The following is a 15,574-nucleotide window of genomic DNA, read 5'->3' on the forward strand; positions in this document are numbered from 1 at the left end:
GCGGCGGGGTATTTTTGGGGCGAGCGTGCCGCCGGCTGGAGCGTGGCGTTTGCATTTGCGTTCGCGCCCGTTTGCCTGATCGTTTTCGTGGTTTCGTATATGTTTAACGAAAAGAAAAGCTAAACTTATGCGCCTTTCGCGCCCGCTAAATTTTATCTCTCGCGCAGCACGGGTTTGGGCGCGGATTTAACGCGTACGAGCTGGGTGCTATTTAAAATTTAGCTTATCCCGCTTGCTTTAAAATTTTAAAATTCTATCGTCGCAAAAGCTCCGCCGCGCTCGCTAAATTTTATCTTCTACGCGACACGGGCTTGAGCACGGATTTAGCTCGCACAAGCCGAGTATGAAATTTCGCCGCGGACAAAAATTTTGCGAACTGATAAAATTCTCGCTAGCCGCCATGCTTTGACATTTATGCAGAACACGCTTATGTCGCTGCGACATTTACAAAATTTTAAAACCACGCGGAACTCGCCTCGCAAACGACGATTACGCCGCAGGCTTATCTATTTATTTATGCGGGTAGCGGAAGCCTTCGGCGGGCTAAAGACGAGACTCTTATCTTAGCCGCAAATCAAATCCAAGCTTCGGCAGAGAAAAACGCGAGCGGCAAATGCAGAAGCAAATATCGATCGAGCGGGTGCGCCTGCCCCAAATCTAGCCCTTTAGCTTCATCATTTTTTCTAAAATTTCATAGACTAGATCAAACTTCGTAAAGCCATCTCTATCCAAAAAATGCCCGCCTTTTTGCACCTCGTAAAACTTAGCATCGATCTGCCCCGCTAACTCGCGGCTGAAGCTAAACGGCACGATATAATCGTCCTTTGCGGCAACCACCGCGCGCTGTTTTGCGGCGGCTTTTATGCGCTCAAAATCAAAGCCTTTATCCATAAACTCGTCTAAAATTTTAAATTGCGGATCGCTAAGCGGCTTTGCAAGCCCCGAGACCAGCACGATCCCCTCTACTGCGCCGCTTGCGGCGCTGCTTTGTAAGAAATTTAAGATCGTAGGGCAGCCGAGGCTGTGTCCGACCAGATAGACTTCGCCTTCAAATTTTACGCTTTCTCGCAATGTTTTCAGCCACTCATCAAGCCTTGGGTGCGCAGGCGTGGGCATCGTTAAAATTTCCGCCCTCGCGCCCGATTTTTCGATCTCGCCTTTGAGCCAGGCAAACCAATGGCTTTTAGGCGAAGCGTCGTAGCCGTGCACAATATAGACGCACTTTTGCATATTTTTCTCCTTCGAATTTAAGCTCGCCCCAAACGAGGCGGTACCGACGCAAAGTAGCGAAGCTGCGCATGCTAGGCTAAATTTCATCGCATTTCGTCTTTTGCTATTCATCTATAGCTCCTCTCATTTCTAAAGCGGACATTTTACATCGTTTTTTAAAAAAGACCTCTTAAAACGTTCGCGTAGATCTATAAAAATCCGCTGCAAAGCCGCTTGCGCGCAAAATTTTAAAATTTCAATTCGCGCGCTAGCCCTTGCAAATCGTGATTTTATCGGCAAATTTACCCAAAAAGTGATACCCCGAGCCTGCCTGCGCGATGATATCGAGCACCGCGTCCACATCCCGCACGAGCGTGCCGCCCGCAAAGTCCACGCCGCGCTCAAACAGCGCCTGCGGCAGTAGCGGCGTGGTAGGCCCTACGAGCACGAGCTTGGCGCCGCTTTTTTTCAGGCGCAAAAGCCCATCGAGCGTGTCGTTGATGAGCGTCGTAGCCGTGATTATCACGTTATCGGCGCGCGGCACGACGCTTGCGGCCTCGCTTGCGGGCAAATAAAACGGCAGCTCCGCCTCTTTAAGCGTGCTTTTATCAAGCTCTAAAATTTTAAAATCCGCGCCATTTTTCATCAGCGTCTTGATGTAGGGCACCAGCGCGCCCACGACGACGCTAAAGCTGCCGCGCTCAATCCGTAGCTCATCAAAGGGATCGGCGCCGAATTTCACGTCATAATCGGCGGTGATTTTATCAAAACACGCCCTGCCTAGCGCATTTAGCGCGGCGAGCGCGAGCGTCTTTTTAAGCGGCGCGGCAGAGCCCAAATCGCGCAGCAGATAGCGCACGCTTTTGCCTGCGATATTGCCCGAATCGGGCATCACGCTTGCCTGCGAGGGGCAGCAAACGGCGCCTGATAGGGACTTTAGCGGCGTATAGCTAAGCCCGCACGCGCCGCCTTGCAGCTTCACGCCGCTAAAAAATAGCCCCACGACGGCGCGCTCGATCTTAAGATCCAGCGCCTCCGCTCCTAAAATTTCTTTCGCGCGCTCCAGCGTCTGATCTAAAATTTCGCTCATTTTAGCTCCTTTAATGCGGAATTTAGCGCCATTATAGCTTAAAATTTCGGCGCCCGTATTGATATAAATTTATTGATCGCGCGAGCGGCGACATCCAAGCAGACGCAAGCCAAATTTAACGCAAACGGCAGGCGCGAGATAAAATTTTACGTAGCGAGCACGTATCGTTGCGGCTTGAAATTTTAAAAAGCGCGGTGCAGTTTTAAAATTTGAAGCATACGGACAAACATGAAATTTTAAGTGAGCGGGTAAATTCAAAATTTTAATGAGCGAGCGCGACTTTAAATTTTAACTAATCGGCGGCGGGACGAAGCGGCAGGCGCGAGCAAAATTTAATAAAAGCAGCAAGCGCGAGTAAAATTTAAGCGACGAGCCGTATCCATGACAAGTCACACCCGCTGCGGAGTTAAATTTTATTTCTACCTGCCGCACGGCTAAATTTTATTTCATATCCGCCGTAGGGTTAAATTTTATTTCCGATCCATCGCGGGACTAAATTTCATTTTCCGATCCGCTGCGAGGCTAAATTTTATTTTCCGAAAGCAGAATGTTGATGAGCGGATTTAGCAGCGTTTCGCCGCGCGCGGCGCACAGCACGATCTCGTCGTAGTAGTAGTCGCTCCTGCCATAGTTGTGAAATTCATACGCCCCAAAGCCGTAGCCCATCGGCGTGATCTCGACGCGCGAGTACCAGGCGTCCTTGGCGATGATGTATTTTTCGGTGTCTTGCGAATAAACCCATACCACGATCTCATCTCTGTTTTTTTGCCGCATCAGCCACATAAAGACGTTTGCGATGTCGTTGAAAAAATATGTATCGCCATTTGGCATAACGGCCTGGGCGGTGTTGTACAGATCGTTTATCACCGTGCCGCTCTCGTGGCATAGGTATTTGCCGAATTCTATCTGCAGCGGCTGCTTATCCGTGTTGCCGTGGCGCACAGAAATTTTGGATTCGGCTATATCCATGGACGATATAAGCAGCCCCATCACGCAGGCGAGCAAAACCGCGGCAAAAATTTTCTTAATCATAGCAGCGCGCCCCGCACGAAGTAGTATTTGACAACGTAGGCGCTGCAGATGAGCGCGTTTAGAATGAGCCAGAACGAGGAGTATTTAAGCAGGTGGGTGTAGGCGCGCTTAGTAATGAGCTCCGTTAAAAAGGGCACGATGCCGAAAAATATACCCAAAAACAGCGAGCCCCAGATCGTATAGCCGACGAAGTAATAATCCTTCAAAAGCATGCAATACGGGCATTTATGGTTGGGCTGCTCGTAAACGTAAAGCCCGAAAAAATAGGTGATCGCGTAGTATGCGACGAACAAAAAGAGTAAATTCAGAGCAAAGCTCGCCATCGACTGCTTTAAGAAATTTAAGATCAAAATGGCGCCCAATATCGCGTAGAAAAAGGTCGCCAAAAGCGCCTGCGTGTAGCCGAACGGAAGCTTCGGCGCGCGAAATACGACCGAGCAGCAAAACACCGGCACACGCAACGGGATATTGATAAAAAATAGAATTTCTAAAATAAACTCCGCCAAAACGCCAGTAAAAAGGATGGTAAAGATCAGGTATTTGCGCTTTAGATAGGGAAATTTGCCCGCTTTAAGATCGAGGCTGTTTAAAATAAGCCAGAGCCCAAAGCCAAAGATCAGTAAAATTTTTAAAAGCAGCAGGATGTTGCCGTAGCGGTTCGAACCCACGACGCCCGCGGAGCACATCGCGCCCGGCACGATCGAAGAGAGCTCGTTTAGGCAGAGCGCGAAAAATATAAACAAAATGATCTTGCACGCTATCGTGAAGAACAAAATGGTGTTGATGAGATAGTTTCTTTTCTCCAGGGCGTATTGTAAATTTGAGGTGGCGTTAAAGTCCCAGTAGCGCATGATCCGCACTATATGAAACTGCGAGATCGCCATCAGAGCTATTACGATCAGTTCTACGGCCAAAAACGCGATCACACTGCCCGATAAAAATACGCTCATGTAGAAATTTCTCCGTCTTTTAAAAACACGTATCGATCCACGAAACTTAACTCGTCGAAGAGTATGTCGTGCGTCGCGATCAAAACAGTCTTTTTAAGCTCTTTGAGCTTTGAAAGCATTTCGATAAAGCCGAGCGAGTTTTGTTTGTCCAAATTTGCCGTCGGCTCGTCGGCTAAGATGATCTGCGGATTCATCACGAGCGCCCTAGCGATGGCGCAGCGCTGCTTCTCGCCGCCGCTAAGGCTGGAGACGATCTGATCTTTTTTATGCTCGATATTGGCAATCTGCATCGCTTCGTCTATGCGCGCGCCAAGCTCATCCCTGCTCAGCCGCTCAAGGCTAAGCGGCGCAAGGACGTTTTTATAAACGCTAAGCGCCTCAAGCAGGTTGAAAGACTGAAAGATAAAACCGATTTTTTTGTGGCGATACGCGGAGCTTTCGATATCGGCGAGCTTGGAGACATTTGCGCCGTCCACTAAAACCTCGCCGCTACTAGGCTTAGAAAGCGCGCCTATGATGGATAGAAGCGTGCTTTTACCGCTGCCGCTAACGCCTTTTAAGATTACGATCTGCCCTTCCTCAACGCTTAAGCTTATATTTTTCAAAGCGCGAAATTCATTCGCCCTGCCCTCATTGTAAATTTTGTAAAGCTGCTTAATCTCTATCTTGCTCATTTGACCGCCTCGCTCATATCGCCTATAGCGATGCGCCATGAAGGGATGATGACGAACGCCAAAAACGGGATAACGCTAAAGACGAAGATCAAAAAGAGCATATTGAAATTTATCGCGGGCGTGAAGGTGATGAAATTTCGCAGCTCGCCGCCTAAAAATATATCGCGCAAAAGCGGTGCGTCTAGAACAAAAACATAAGCATAAGCGCCCGCGACGCCGAGCAGATACGCACTTAGCGAGACGATGAAATTTTGGATAAATTTCATCGCGATGATGTCCTTTATACAAAAGCCGATGCTGCGCAAGATCGCGATCTCCTTTTTTTTCTCTCCGTATGCGAGCGAAATTTGATTTTTCAGCAAGATGAAAAACGAGATCATCGCCACGGCGTAAAGCACCATAAAGATCCCGCCCTTGTAATAATACAGATGCCTCACTTCGGCTACCGCGTCCTCCGCGCTAAGAGCTTCCGTGTTGGGGTATAAATTTACGATCTTAAGCGCTACTTCGCTTACTTCGTTGGGGTTGGGCACGCTTACGTAGAGTTTGGTGTATTCGCCCTCCTTCAGGCTTAGCACCTCGCGCGCGGTATCGGGGTTGAGATAGATCACGTCGTTTGAGACGATGCTGCTTTCGTGCGGTGAAATTTTATTAATCTTAATCGCGATTAGGCGCTGTTCGGTTAAGAAGTGAAACTCGTCCTCGTAGTACCACTCGCCCATCGCCGCCTTCACCCCCTCACCTACGATCATTTCGTTTTCGCTCAGGCTTTCGTCGCCTACGATATGAAACCAAACGCGCTTTTGAGCGAAGTAATACATCCCGTCCACGGCGCCCTGCACTTCGCTGACGCCCGCGATTTTGGAGATATCGTAGATATAGCCGTCGTGCATCAGATCGCGCTTGCCCGCGCGTAGAGCCTCTACGACGATGTCGGGTCTGAGCTTAATGACCTTTTCAAGATCGTTTTGAATGGAGCCCGAGATGAAAAGCACCGAGCTTAAAACAAAAACAATAAAGGCAAATATCGCGAAGCTAAAAGCGTAATCGGCTCTGTCTTTTCGCAGCAGAGTCACGGAGTAGTCGATGAAGTTTTTACTTATCATAGACGAACTCCGCGTAGGCCTTGCTCTTAAAGCTGCTTGAGAGCCGCACATCCTTTATCTCGCGCGCGAGCTTTTGCAGACACTGCTCGCCCTTTGCGCGATCAAAGCTTACATAATGCACCGCAATGAGCGCGTAAAGGGCGGCAAAAAAGATCATTAAAGCGCAAATGAGCCTCATAGCCCTTCTATTACGCTCTCTTTGATCTCGTCAAATTTAAGTACACTCTTACCGCCGTGATCTTTAGCGAAGGTCTTGGCCGCGCTCTCGCTATCAAATGGAATGAGCTCGTCGCCCATCGGTCCTAAGACGTCGGAGCCGAGCACGAAAAAGGCACTTTTAGCATCGATCTTATGAAGCTTATAGTAGTCAGTTACGTAAATTTTATCAAAGCTCTTGCCCTTTTCGAAGTAGTACTTCATCATATCTTTCACGCCGTCAAAATACAAATTCTCGCCGCCCTGGACCTCTATCATCGCCGCCCAGTTAGGGTTTTTGCCCACTAGCATGCCGCAGACCGGGCATTTAGCGCCTTCAGGCACGACGATCTTTTCAGGTTTTTTCGCTTTTGCGTTTTTGTCGCTGCCGCCTAAATTTGCCGGCGCATCCCACAAATATAGCGCTGCGGCTTGTAGGTGTTTGTCGTATTCAGGGGCTTTGCTAGCACCCTTTGCGTCGCAAGTCTTTTTGAGATGAGCTTTGAGCTCAGAGATGGCTTTGAAGCTTTTGGCGTCCGTTTTAGCGCAGTTTGTTTCGTAAAATTCTTTACCGTGCGCGTAAACGCCACCCTCGCGCTTGGCTTTAATCATCTTATTATCGCCCTCGAAATCCTGCCCTGCAATCTCGTAGGCTTTGGCGAAATTCATTATCTCGCCGCCGTTTTCGGCTTGAAATTCTTTCGCGTCGGCCTCGGTTGAAAAGGCGTATTTGCTATTGCGCGTCATCGTGCCTTTGACCTTGCTGCCTACGACGTAAAAGGCTTTATTTACGTCGATTAAATTTAGATTTTTCGTATCGACGACCTGCGCATCGCTTGGAATTTTTCCCTCCGTTAGCTCGTACAAGCAGTGCAGAGAAGCTACTTGCTTGCCGTTCCAAACGTGGTTGGTTTTATAAAATTTTACCAAATTCATTCCACAAACAGCGCAGTATTCTTTGCCCTCGCCGCTTCCTACAAGCGTAGCCTTGCTAGGATCCACGCTTTGAAACATAGGCTTTGCCGGTTTATTGGCCCCATCCATGGAGGCACCGCAAACGAGCGCAACAAGCGCTGCCGAAGCTAAAAACGAACGTAAAATCATACTATCTCCTTAAAAATTTGATGTTTTAAATTTACTTACTAATCGAATTTAAAAATTCCAAATTCTCGCATCCCATCTTGATGCCGCCATCGCAGCTTTTTTTGAAAAACTCTTTTGCTTTGACGTTATCGGACTTCACGCCCTTACCTTCGGCATACATTATGGCTAGGTTATTGCAGCCGTCGAAGTGACCGAGGTTGCACGCCTTTTCATACTGCTGCTTTGCTTGCTTATAATCCTGGCCTACCCCCTGCCCGAAGGCGTATAGATAACCTAGATTGTTGCAGCCGATGCCGATATCGCCGCCGCAAGCCTTTTCGTAAAAAATTTTAGCCTTTGCGAAGCTTTGCTGCACGCCCTCACCCTTTAGATACAGATAGCCCAGGTTGTTGCAACCCATCATATCGCCGTAGGTGCAGGCCTTCTCATAAAGGCTCGCCGCCTTAGCGACATCCTTTGCAAGCCCGGCGCCGTTTGCGTATAAAAGCCCAAGCGATGTGCAGCCTTCGTTATCTTTGCAGGCTTTTTCGTAATAAGCCGCGGCTTTGGTAAAATTTTGATCCGCGCCGTTGCCGCTTTCGTAAACATAGCCTAGATTGTTGCACGCAAGCGCAAATTTAGCGCTGCACGCCTTCTCGTAGAGGCTGATCGCTTTTTCGAAATTTTTCTCTACGTTGCCGGTGCCCTCAAAATATAAAACGGCTAGATTATAGCATCCCGAAGCTTTATTTTCCAAACCGCACGCTCGCTCGTAAATTTCTGCGAGTTTTTTATGATCGCCGCTTTGCTGAGCTTGAATGCCCTCGCTGATAAAGCCCGCATTTGCCGCGGCAGCCAAGGCTAACGCTATTAGAAATTTTTTCAAATTTACTCCTTTATATCGTTTTTACGTCCCTACCCCTGAAAGCAAGAGCGATTATTAAAAAGACCGCCGCTATTATACAATAAAACGGCGCGGGTATCTGCGGCGCATCGCCTGCGGCGTAAGAGTGCATGCCGGTAAGGTAGAAATTTACGCCGAAATAGGTCATTATGATCGAGCTATACGCAAGCGTCGAGCTCACGCAATAAACATAGATCGAGCCGAGCTTCGGGATAAGCTTTAGATGCAGCACGATCGCATAGACGATGATCGAGACATACGACCAAGTCTCTTTGCTATCCCAGCCCCAGTATCGCCCCCAGCTCTCATTCGCCCACACACCGCCGAAGAAATTTCCTAGCGTCAGCATCGAAAGCCCCACGATGAGGCTGATCTCGTTGATCGCCGTTATATATCTGATCTGCGCGTTGAGCCGCTCGCGATTGGCGCCGTTTTTAAGCGCCATCAAAACAAGAGCCAAAAGCCCAAGCAGGCAGCTAAGCCCTAAAAATCCGTAGCTAGCCGTGATAACAGATACGTGGATGCTAAGCCAATACGACTTTAGTACTGGCACGAGGTTGGTAATCTGCGGATTTACGAAGCTCATATGCGCTACGAGCATCACGATGCTAGCTAGCAAGCAGCTCGCGCTTAGCGTAAGTAGGGACTTTCTAAAAAATATGATCCCCGCAAGCGCCGCCGACCAACCGATGTAGATCATCGACTCATAGCTATCGCTCCACGGCGCGTGAGCCGCGACGTACCAGCGCAGCGCAAGCGCGAGGGTATGTGCCGCAAAGCTTGCGGCAAAGGCAGCGAATAAAATTTTTTGTGCGAGCGTGAAGCGCTTGCCGCAAAGCGCGCCGATAAGCGCCAATATTAGAGCTACGCTGCCTAGGATCATATAGCAATAAACGAGCTTTTTGAAAACCGAAGCTTTGTTGTAAAACACCTCGGCTTTGACGCGACTAACGCTTGGAAGAATAGCCGCCGAGGTGGCTCTTTGGTAGTTTTTCAGCTCCGCTAACGCGGCGTCCGCTTTAGCCCAATCATTATCCGAAATTCCATCCTGCAAGCCGTTTAGATAGTCGTTTAGCACGCCTTTGATCTGCGGCGCGATCCTATAATCCGCAAAGGCGTCGTTCGGCGAGAGCCACGCGTTTTGCGGGTCGTTCGGCACGGGGATAAATTTAAAAAACACCCCTCTAAAGGTCAGATACGCGATATTTAGCCGCTCGTCGAATTTAATCAGCTCGTTATCGAGCACGCCGCGGCGCGAGGCGCTTTTTTCATTAGCCTCATCCACGACGCGCGCGAGCTTGTAGTTGCCGTTTTCATCAAAGACCGAATTAAAGCTCACATATCGCTCCTGCGGCGCTAAGCCTAGCATCTTTTTAATCTCGTCGTTTTTGATCTTGATGATCTTTTGATCGCGCCAAAACGCGGGATTTAGGCTCATTCCTAGGATCATCTGCTCGGCGCTTAAGCCGTAAAGCGAGTCCGTGCCTGAAATTTTATTTACGATCTCGCTTGCTTCGGTGCTAAGCGGCTTGATCCTGCCCATGTAATCTTGCACTAAAAGCTCCGCGAACGCGCCGTTTGCATGAACGCGCGAGTTGGCTTTAAGGTTTGCTAGATAGTTTTCATCCGCGGCGCGAAGCTCAATGCTGAAAAAAAGCGGCGCGATTAGAAGTAGCGCGGCGGGTGCGTTGTTTTTAATAAATTTAGCGAGCTTTTTAAACCTGCTGCCCGCGGTAAAAAGATTGCCGATAAATCCGACGCAAAGCAAGAAATAACCGAAGTAAGTGGGGATTTTACCCGGATCGCGGTTAAGCTCCAGCACCGTGCCCTGCTCGTCGGTGTCGTAGGAGGATTGAAAGAGCTTAAAGCCGCCAAAGTTTAGCGGATGGTTCATATAAATTTCATGCTCCCCCGCGCTCTTGCCCTCTTTTAAAATTTCAACGTCGCTAGCGTAGGATGATGGGCTTTGCGAGCCCGGGTAGCGTTCGAGCTTAAATTTTAAAAGCTTTACCGCAAACGGAAGCTCTATGAGTTTCGAGCCCCAGCTTAGCATTATCTCCTCGCCGTCAAAGTTTAAAATTTTGGGTTCACCCAGCCAGCCCGCACCGCCGCGCAGCTCCGCCTCTTGCTCGCTTTCGCCCTCAAAGCCCGCCTTTACCGCAAGCGTGCCCTGCTCGCCTTTGGGCGCGGGTTTGTAGGAGCTAAATTTGACGGTGAAGCTTTTAGAATTTATACTTTGCGTGAAGCTAAAATCGTTATCGCCGATCTGAGATAGATTTAGCGGGTGCTCAAACAGTGCGTCTTGCGTGCGGATTTGCAAGTATGGTTTGACGCTTACCATCTCGTTTTCGCTCTCGCCCTCTCTTACGTGCAGCACGCCCTCGGTGCCGAAATAGCGCGTCAGCGCCGCGCCGATAAAGATGACGATAAATGCCGCATGAAGCACGAAAGAGCCGAAGCGGCGCCACATTTTGGTTTTAATTATAATGCCGAGCAGGCTAAGCGTCGCCCCGCCCATGACGCACTCATACCAGCGCGCCTCATAGACTAAAATTTTAGCCGTTTGCGTGTCATAGATGCTCTCTAAAAAGGTCGCGACGCCGGCACCTGCGGCTAGAATAAAAAGGAGGCAGAGCGCGAACTTGTAAGAGATGAAAAATTTTAATATTTTTAGCGCGCTCATTAACCCTCCGCAGTTTTACATTATTATATCGTAAGTTTGTCCCGCGTATAGTATAAACATTCTAAGAAGTAATACTCCGACCACGCTGGCAAGCGCGCTAACGTAGAACGCAAACGCGGTGTGAGCGATCTTTTTGCCCAGTGCGAAATTTAAAACGAGCGGTACGCAAAATCCTACGCCCACGACACCCAGCCAAAACATCTTCGCATAAAATCCCTCGCTAAATGCGACGCTGGCGGCTTTTTGCACGTCGCTTCCGGTGATTAGCGAAACGAAAATCATGCCGATTAGTAAAATTTCCATCGCCAAAACCGGCCACTCGGCGGCGTGCAAGGTTTTTAGATCGCCGCCGTGCGGGTCTGCTTTAAAGAAAAGCGCGGCTATCAGGCTTGAGCCCGCGATGCCGGCAGATAAGCCAGACGCAACGAAAAGCGCAGGTAAAACAGCGGTATTAAGGATAGGAAATCTAACTAAAACCGAGATCAAAAAGCCCGTATAGGCGCAGATTGCAACTGCAAAAACAAGCGTGAGCGCAAGAAGCAGCGGACGAAGCGCGTTTACGATTTTCATCACAAGCTCGAAAAGACCTTTTAAAAAGCTAAGATTGCGCATCAAAAACTCTCTTAGGCAATCTTCAAACGCATAAAGACAAGCCACAAAGCTAAGCGGGATATAGACGCAAAGCGCTGCAACGCCCACGGACATAACCGAGGTAAAGTTATAGTTGATCAAAATTTTCCAAAAAAGAAGCGGTCGCTCTAAATCGGCTACCAAGCAGACCATGCCGAGTAAAATCGTAACAAAAGATAGCAGCGACGCAGCCTTAAACAGTGGCGTGCTTTCGGTCTGTTTTTTATAAAATTTGACAAGGATCGCGACTACCAAAGCGCCGCCGCTCATACCCGCTAGCAAAAGATAGACCGCTATCGGCCAGCCCCACTCCACGCCGTGCGAGAAGGTCGCAGTGAAATTTATGGCTCCGTTCATATCACACCCCCAGTTTTACCGCAGGAATATAGCGCAGGCTCGGCTTCGTGCCGCACTCAGGATGCATTCGCAGGCTATCTTTTACGCGAAGCAGCTTGCTGATGTGCGAGCTTTCGTCGTTTAGATCGCCAAATACGATCGCCTCGTATCTGCACGCCTCGATGCAGGCCGGTTCATGGTTGTCTTTTAAATTCGTATCCAAGCAGAAGTTGCAGCTCTCCGCGGCTTTGGTATCGTGATTTATAAAGCGCACGTCGTAAGGACAGGCGACGATGCAGTATTTACAGGCGATGCAATCATCGGTGTTCATCGTCGTTATGCCCGTTTTTTCGTCCTTGTGACAGGCTTTCGTCGGACAAACTTTTACGCACGGCGCATCCTCGCACTGCTGGCAAGAAACCCTAACATAGCGCTTTTCTTTCAAATTTAGCGGATCGGTTTTGTCCTGGATAAAAAGCCTCATTTGACCTTTCGGAACCGAATTTACCTTTTTACAGGCGATCTCGCAGTCGGTACAGCCCACGCATTTGTTCTGATCGAATATCATGCCGTAGTGCGGCTTCTTCGGCTCTTGCTTTTTAGCACTTGCGTTTACATCTTGCGCACTTTTATCCGTGCCGGGATCGTTTTGCGCGAGTAAGCTTGAGGCGATTGCGCCAAGCCCTAAAGAGCCGAGTGCGGCGGATTTTATAAAATTTCTTCTTTGCTTTTGCATATTCTCCTCCGACTAAATTTAAGCAAAACTACTTTGTTTTGTTCGCGTCGTGAAAGCTTTTAGCCTCGCTCTCGCTAAGCTTTTTCGCCGTATCGGCAAGCTCGCCGGGCTTTAAAACTTTTAGTAGTTCGGCTTCAAAAATCACCACAGAACCCGCAGGAATTCTATCTACATCCACGTTGCCGTAGGCTAAATTGCTAGGGATTGTAAATTTATATTTCGAGCCTGTATTCATCAAAAGCAATCCCTCGCGTAATCCGTCGATTAAGCCTATCATAGAAAGATGCGCCGGAATTTTAGACGCGAAAGTATCGTCAAATACGCTACCGTTCGTCAAATACGCCTTGTAGTTCATCACTACTACGCTCTCAGGCTTTGGCTTTTCGCCCATACCTAGCTTTAGAATTTCATATTGAAGACCGGATTTCGTGGTTTTAACGTCCGGATTTTTGGCATTTTTCGCCATAAATTCCTTGCCTGCTTTTAAATTTTTATCAAGCTCCGCTTTGGAATTTGTTTCTACGATCTTATTTAGTTTATCGGCTCTTTGATTCAAAAGCGCAATAATTTCCTCATCTTTTAGTTTCTGCTGCTTTTTAAGAGCGTCCAAAAACCCCTCTATTACCGCATCTAAGTCGTATTTGACACCTAACGCGGCTTGTGAATGCAGCTGGTTTGAAACATAGCTTCCGGTAGAAGCTCCGATGCTATAAGATTCTTTTTGTTCTTGCGTAGTTAAATTCGCGCCCAACGCGCAGCTTGCCAAAACAATAGGCAAGAAAATTTTTAGTCTTTTTTGCATACATCTGCCTTTTAAATTTCGGGGCCGCGAACTTACGCGACCCCGAAAGAATTATAAATTATTATTTAGAATTCTTTGAGCCTCTTTGATATACTCTTTAGCGGCTTCTAGCCTTTGCTTAGTATATTTAAAGCCATGCATTCCCCATGAGCCGTCTTTTTCGATAAGATCGACGGTGTCTTGAGCTTTTTCTATTAGCTCGTAAACGCGAGTTTTGTCGCTGGAGTTAAGCTTTTTAGTCTCAAGGATAGAGTAAATTCCTTGAATACCGATCTTAACCTGCGAGAAGTCGCTCTTAATCGGAGTTTGCCAGCCCATAACCTCATCGTAAACCTGCTTTTGGTTCTTGAAGTGAAGCGTCTCTTTTAGCTCGGAAACGACAGGGCTGTGGCAGCCTTTGGTATCTTGCATATCTTTATCAGCCCACGAGGTTCTCGCGCACGACCACATAAGATCGACGAAATTTCGTCCATCTTTATTTCTTTGGAAGTGCCAATCTTTCGCATCTCTTGGACCTTTAGCGGCATCGCCTGCGACTAGAGATTTTCTAGCAGGATCGATGTCGATCTTCCAGATGTGCGATCTTCTTTGAGTATCGAATCCCGCGTTGTCTTGAAACTGAATAGCGTAGAAGTTCTCGCAGCTCATCATAAACGGCATGTGGCAAGATGCGCAGGTATTGTCTTTATGCGTATCGGCTCTTGCGGCGATGTAGGCTTGCTCTTGGTGGCAATCTTTGCACTCTTTTGTGATCTTAGGCTTTGTATAAAACGCGCTCAAATAGCCCTGCTCGGAGTTATAATTTACGCCCTTGACGGTTTTATCGCCAACTACCGGTCCGGTATTATCGTGCGGATCGTGGCAGGTTACGCAGCGCATACCCTTCTCGTAGTGAGCGGTAAAGTAGGACTGAGAGCCTTCAGAGCCACAGCCTGGACCCATAGATTTAAATTTAGAGCTAAGAGATAGATCGGGATTTCCGTTGTTTAGTGGATTAGCACGAGCTAAATCAGGGCTATAGTTAAATCTTTGGTGGCAGCGTTCGCAGTTTGAGGTTCTAAAATTTGTAGCGCCGTCAAGGTGACCGCCCGCTCCATGGCACTCTTCACAGGTGATACCTTTGGAGATAGTGTGCTTTTGAAGCTCTTTTGCGTTACCCAAAGCAGCATAGAATTCTTTTTTAGTTTTAAAATCGAATTTGAATGGGTGGCAGACTTCGCAATACGAGCTGTTTGCTTGGAAAAACATCGATTTTTTGTATTTTGCAGCATACGACGCAAGACCTCTTACGTAACCGCCGTTGTCGCCGTATTCCTCAAGCGTGCCCGGGAATTCCGGAACAATCTTTTTGATCTTTTTGACCGTCTCATCATCTAAATTTAACGCCCAAGTCCTTTGGAATTGGTTGCCGCCGGCTACGATCTGACCGGTACCATCTCTTAGCAAGCCGCCCTCTACGTGATAGGTTCCGCGTAGAAGCCATGCATCTACGTAGCCGAATTTTGTCCTTAGATGCCCCACAGTCGCATAAATTACGTCAGGGGTAATACCTTTTGGAAGGATCGACGCCGTATCTGGGCTAAATACAGGATCGGTTAGGTTGTTATTAACCTCCGGGTGCTCGCCCGGGAAGCGGATAGTAGTGGCGTGGCGCGATCTGCTCCATGTCTCATACTGCGCAGGGTGGCACTCGCCGCATTTTTCAGGGCCTATGAATTTATTCGGAAATTGCAAGGAAGAGCCCGCAGGGATTCTATACATCATAGAGCTATAGCCCTTGCCGTCGTCTCTTTTACTAGCCTTTGAAAAGTCAAATCCATGCCCTTCCGCAAGCCACTCCAAACCTCGGTCGTGTACATCCATCTTACCGACTGTCTTACCGCCGTATTTGGTAAAAATCGGGTGATTTTTAAATAGCCAGTCATACATCTCTCGCTCTTCTACGACGTAGTCCTGCAAGGATATGACGCCTCTGCTTTGCAACGTGCCCTTAGGATTTGCGATGACGTCGCGCGATTTTTGCGACATTTCCATCTCATGCCCCATGCCTTCATCAGCACAGGCTCCTGCGGCAAAAATGCTAATACAGGCTAGCGCGCCTAGTAGCATCTTATTCCATTTTTTCATGGCTCCTCCTTTGAAAA

At 48.3% G+C, this 15,574-nt stretch carries 14 protein-coding genes; all 14 read right to left on the minus strand.

Annotation, left to right across the window (positions count from 1 at the left end; translation table 11 throughout):
• Positions 1–657: 657 nt before the first annotated feature.
• Positions 658–1,341 carry an alpha/beta hydrolase gene (locus Q0224_RS00100; RefSeq protein WP_297947948.1) on the minus strand — a complete coding sequence of 228 codons (684 nt, stop codon included), beginning with the start codon at positions 1,339–1,341 and terminating at the stop codon, positions 658–660.
• Positions 1,342–1,477: 136 nt separating this feature from the next.
• Positions 1,478–2,299 carry a DUF364 domain-containing protein gene (locus Q0224_RS00105; protein ID WP_297947951.1) on the minus strand — a complete coding sequence of 274 codons (822 nt, stop codon included), beginning with the start codon at positions 2,297–2,299 and terminating at the stop codon, positions 1,478–1,480.
• A 522-nt stretch (positions 2,300–2,821) separates the two neighbouring features.
• Entirely contained in the window at positions 2,822–3,331 is a 510-nt protein-coding gene (locus Q0224_RS00110; RefSeq protein WP_297879947.1) for a hypothetical protein, read from the minus strand.
• Positions 3,328–4,281, minus strand: coding sequence for a hypothetical protein (locus tag Q0224_RS00115; RefSeq protein WP_297947954.1), 954 nt, complete (start codon positions 4,279–4,281; stop codon positions 3,328–3,330). The genes Q0224_RS00110 and Q0224_RS00115 overlap by 4 nt, the downstream gene beginning before the upstream one ends.
• Positions 4,278–4,955, minus strand: a complete 678-nt coding sequence (locus Q0224_RS00120) for an ABC transporter ATP-binding protein (RefSeq protein WP_297947956.1) — start codon at positions 4,953–4,955, stop codon at positions 4,278–4,280. Before Q0224_RS00120 ends, Q0224_RS00115 begins: the two co-directional genes overlap by 4 nt.
• A complete protein-coding gene (locus Q0224_RS00125; protein ID WP_297947959.1) occupies positions 4,952–6,061 on the minus strand; it encodes an FtsX-like permease family protein in 1,110 nt (369 codons plus the stop codon). Before Q0224_RS00125 ends, Q0224_RS00120 begins: the two co-directional genes overlap by 4 nt.
• Positions 6,051–6,239, minus strand: a complete 189-nt coding sequence (locus Q0224_RS00130) for a hypothetical protein (RefSeq protein WP_295098450.1) — start codon at positions 6,237–6,239, stop codon at positions 6,051–6,053. Before Q0224_RS00130 ends, Q0224_RS00125 begins: the two co-directional genes overlap by 11 nt.
• Complete coding sequence (locus Q0224_RS00135; protein ID WP_297947963.1) at positions 6,236–7,360, minus strand: nitrous oxide reductase accessory protein NosL; 1,125 nt, start codon at positions 7,358–7,360, stop codon at positions 6,236–6,238. The genes Q0224_RS00130 and Q0224_RS00135 overlap by 4 nt, the downstream gene beginning before the upstream one ends.
• 31 nt (positions 7,361–7,391) lie before the next feature.
• Positions 7,392–8,225 carry a tetratricopeptide repeat protein gene (locus Q0224_RS00140; protein WP_297947967.1) on the minus strand — a complete coding sequence of 278 codons (834 nt, stop codon included), beginning with the start codon at positions 8,223–8,225 and terminating at the stop codon, positions 7,392–7,394.
• 10 nt (positions 8,226–8,235) lie between these two features.
• Positions 8,236–10,926 (minus strand): cytochrome c biogenesis protein CcsA, encoded by a 2,691-nt coding sequence (gene ccsA / locus Q0224_RS00145; protein ID WP_297881594.1) that lies wholly within the window; start codon positions 10,924–10,926, stop codon positions 8,236–8,238.
• 15 nt (positions 10,927–10,941) lie between these two features.
• Positions 10,942–11,913 carry an NrfD/PsrC family molybdoenzyme membrane anchor subunit gene (nrfD, locus tag Q0224_RS00150; RefSeq protein WP_297947970.1) on the minus strand — a complete coding sequence of 324 codons (972 nt, stop codon included), beginning with the start codon at positions 11,911–11,913 and terminating at the stop codon, positions 10,942–10,944.
• Between the two features lies 1 nt (position 11,914).
• Positions 11,915–12,628: a 4Fe-4S dicluster domain-containing protein gene (locus Q0224_RS00155; protein ID WP_297947973.1), complete on the minus strand. Its 714-nt coding sequence runs from the start codon at positions 12,626–12,628 to the stop codon at positions 11,915–11,917.
• A gap of 28 nt (positions 12,629–12,656) precedes the next feature.
• Positions 12,657–13,430, minus strand: coding sequence for an FKBP-type peptidyl-prolyl cis-trans isomerase N-terminal domain-containing protein (locus Q0224_RS00160; RefSeq protein WP_297947975.1), 774 nt, complete (start codon positions 13,428–13,430; stop codon positions 12,657–12,659).
• A gap of 51 nt (positions 13,431–13,481) precedes the next feature.
• Complete coding sequence (locus Q0224_RS00165; protein ID WP_291940175.1) at positions 13,482–15,557, minus strand: cytochrome C; 2,076 nt, start codon at positions 15,555–15,557, stop codon at positions 13,482–13,484.
• Positions 15,558–15,574: the final 17 nt, after the last annotated feature.

This window comes from uncultured Campylobacter sp., from assembly GCF_938002845.1.
In the GTDB taxonomy this organism is placed as follows: domain Bacteria; phylum Campylobacterota; class Campylobacteria; order Campylobacterales; family Campylobacteraceae; genus Campylobacter_B.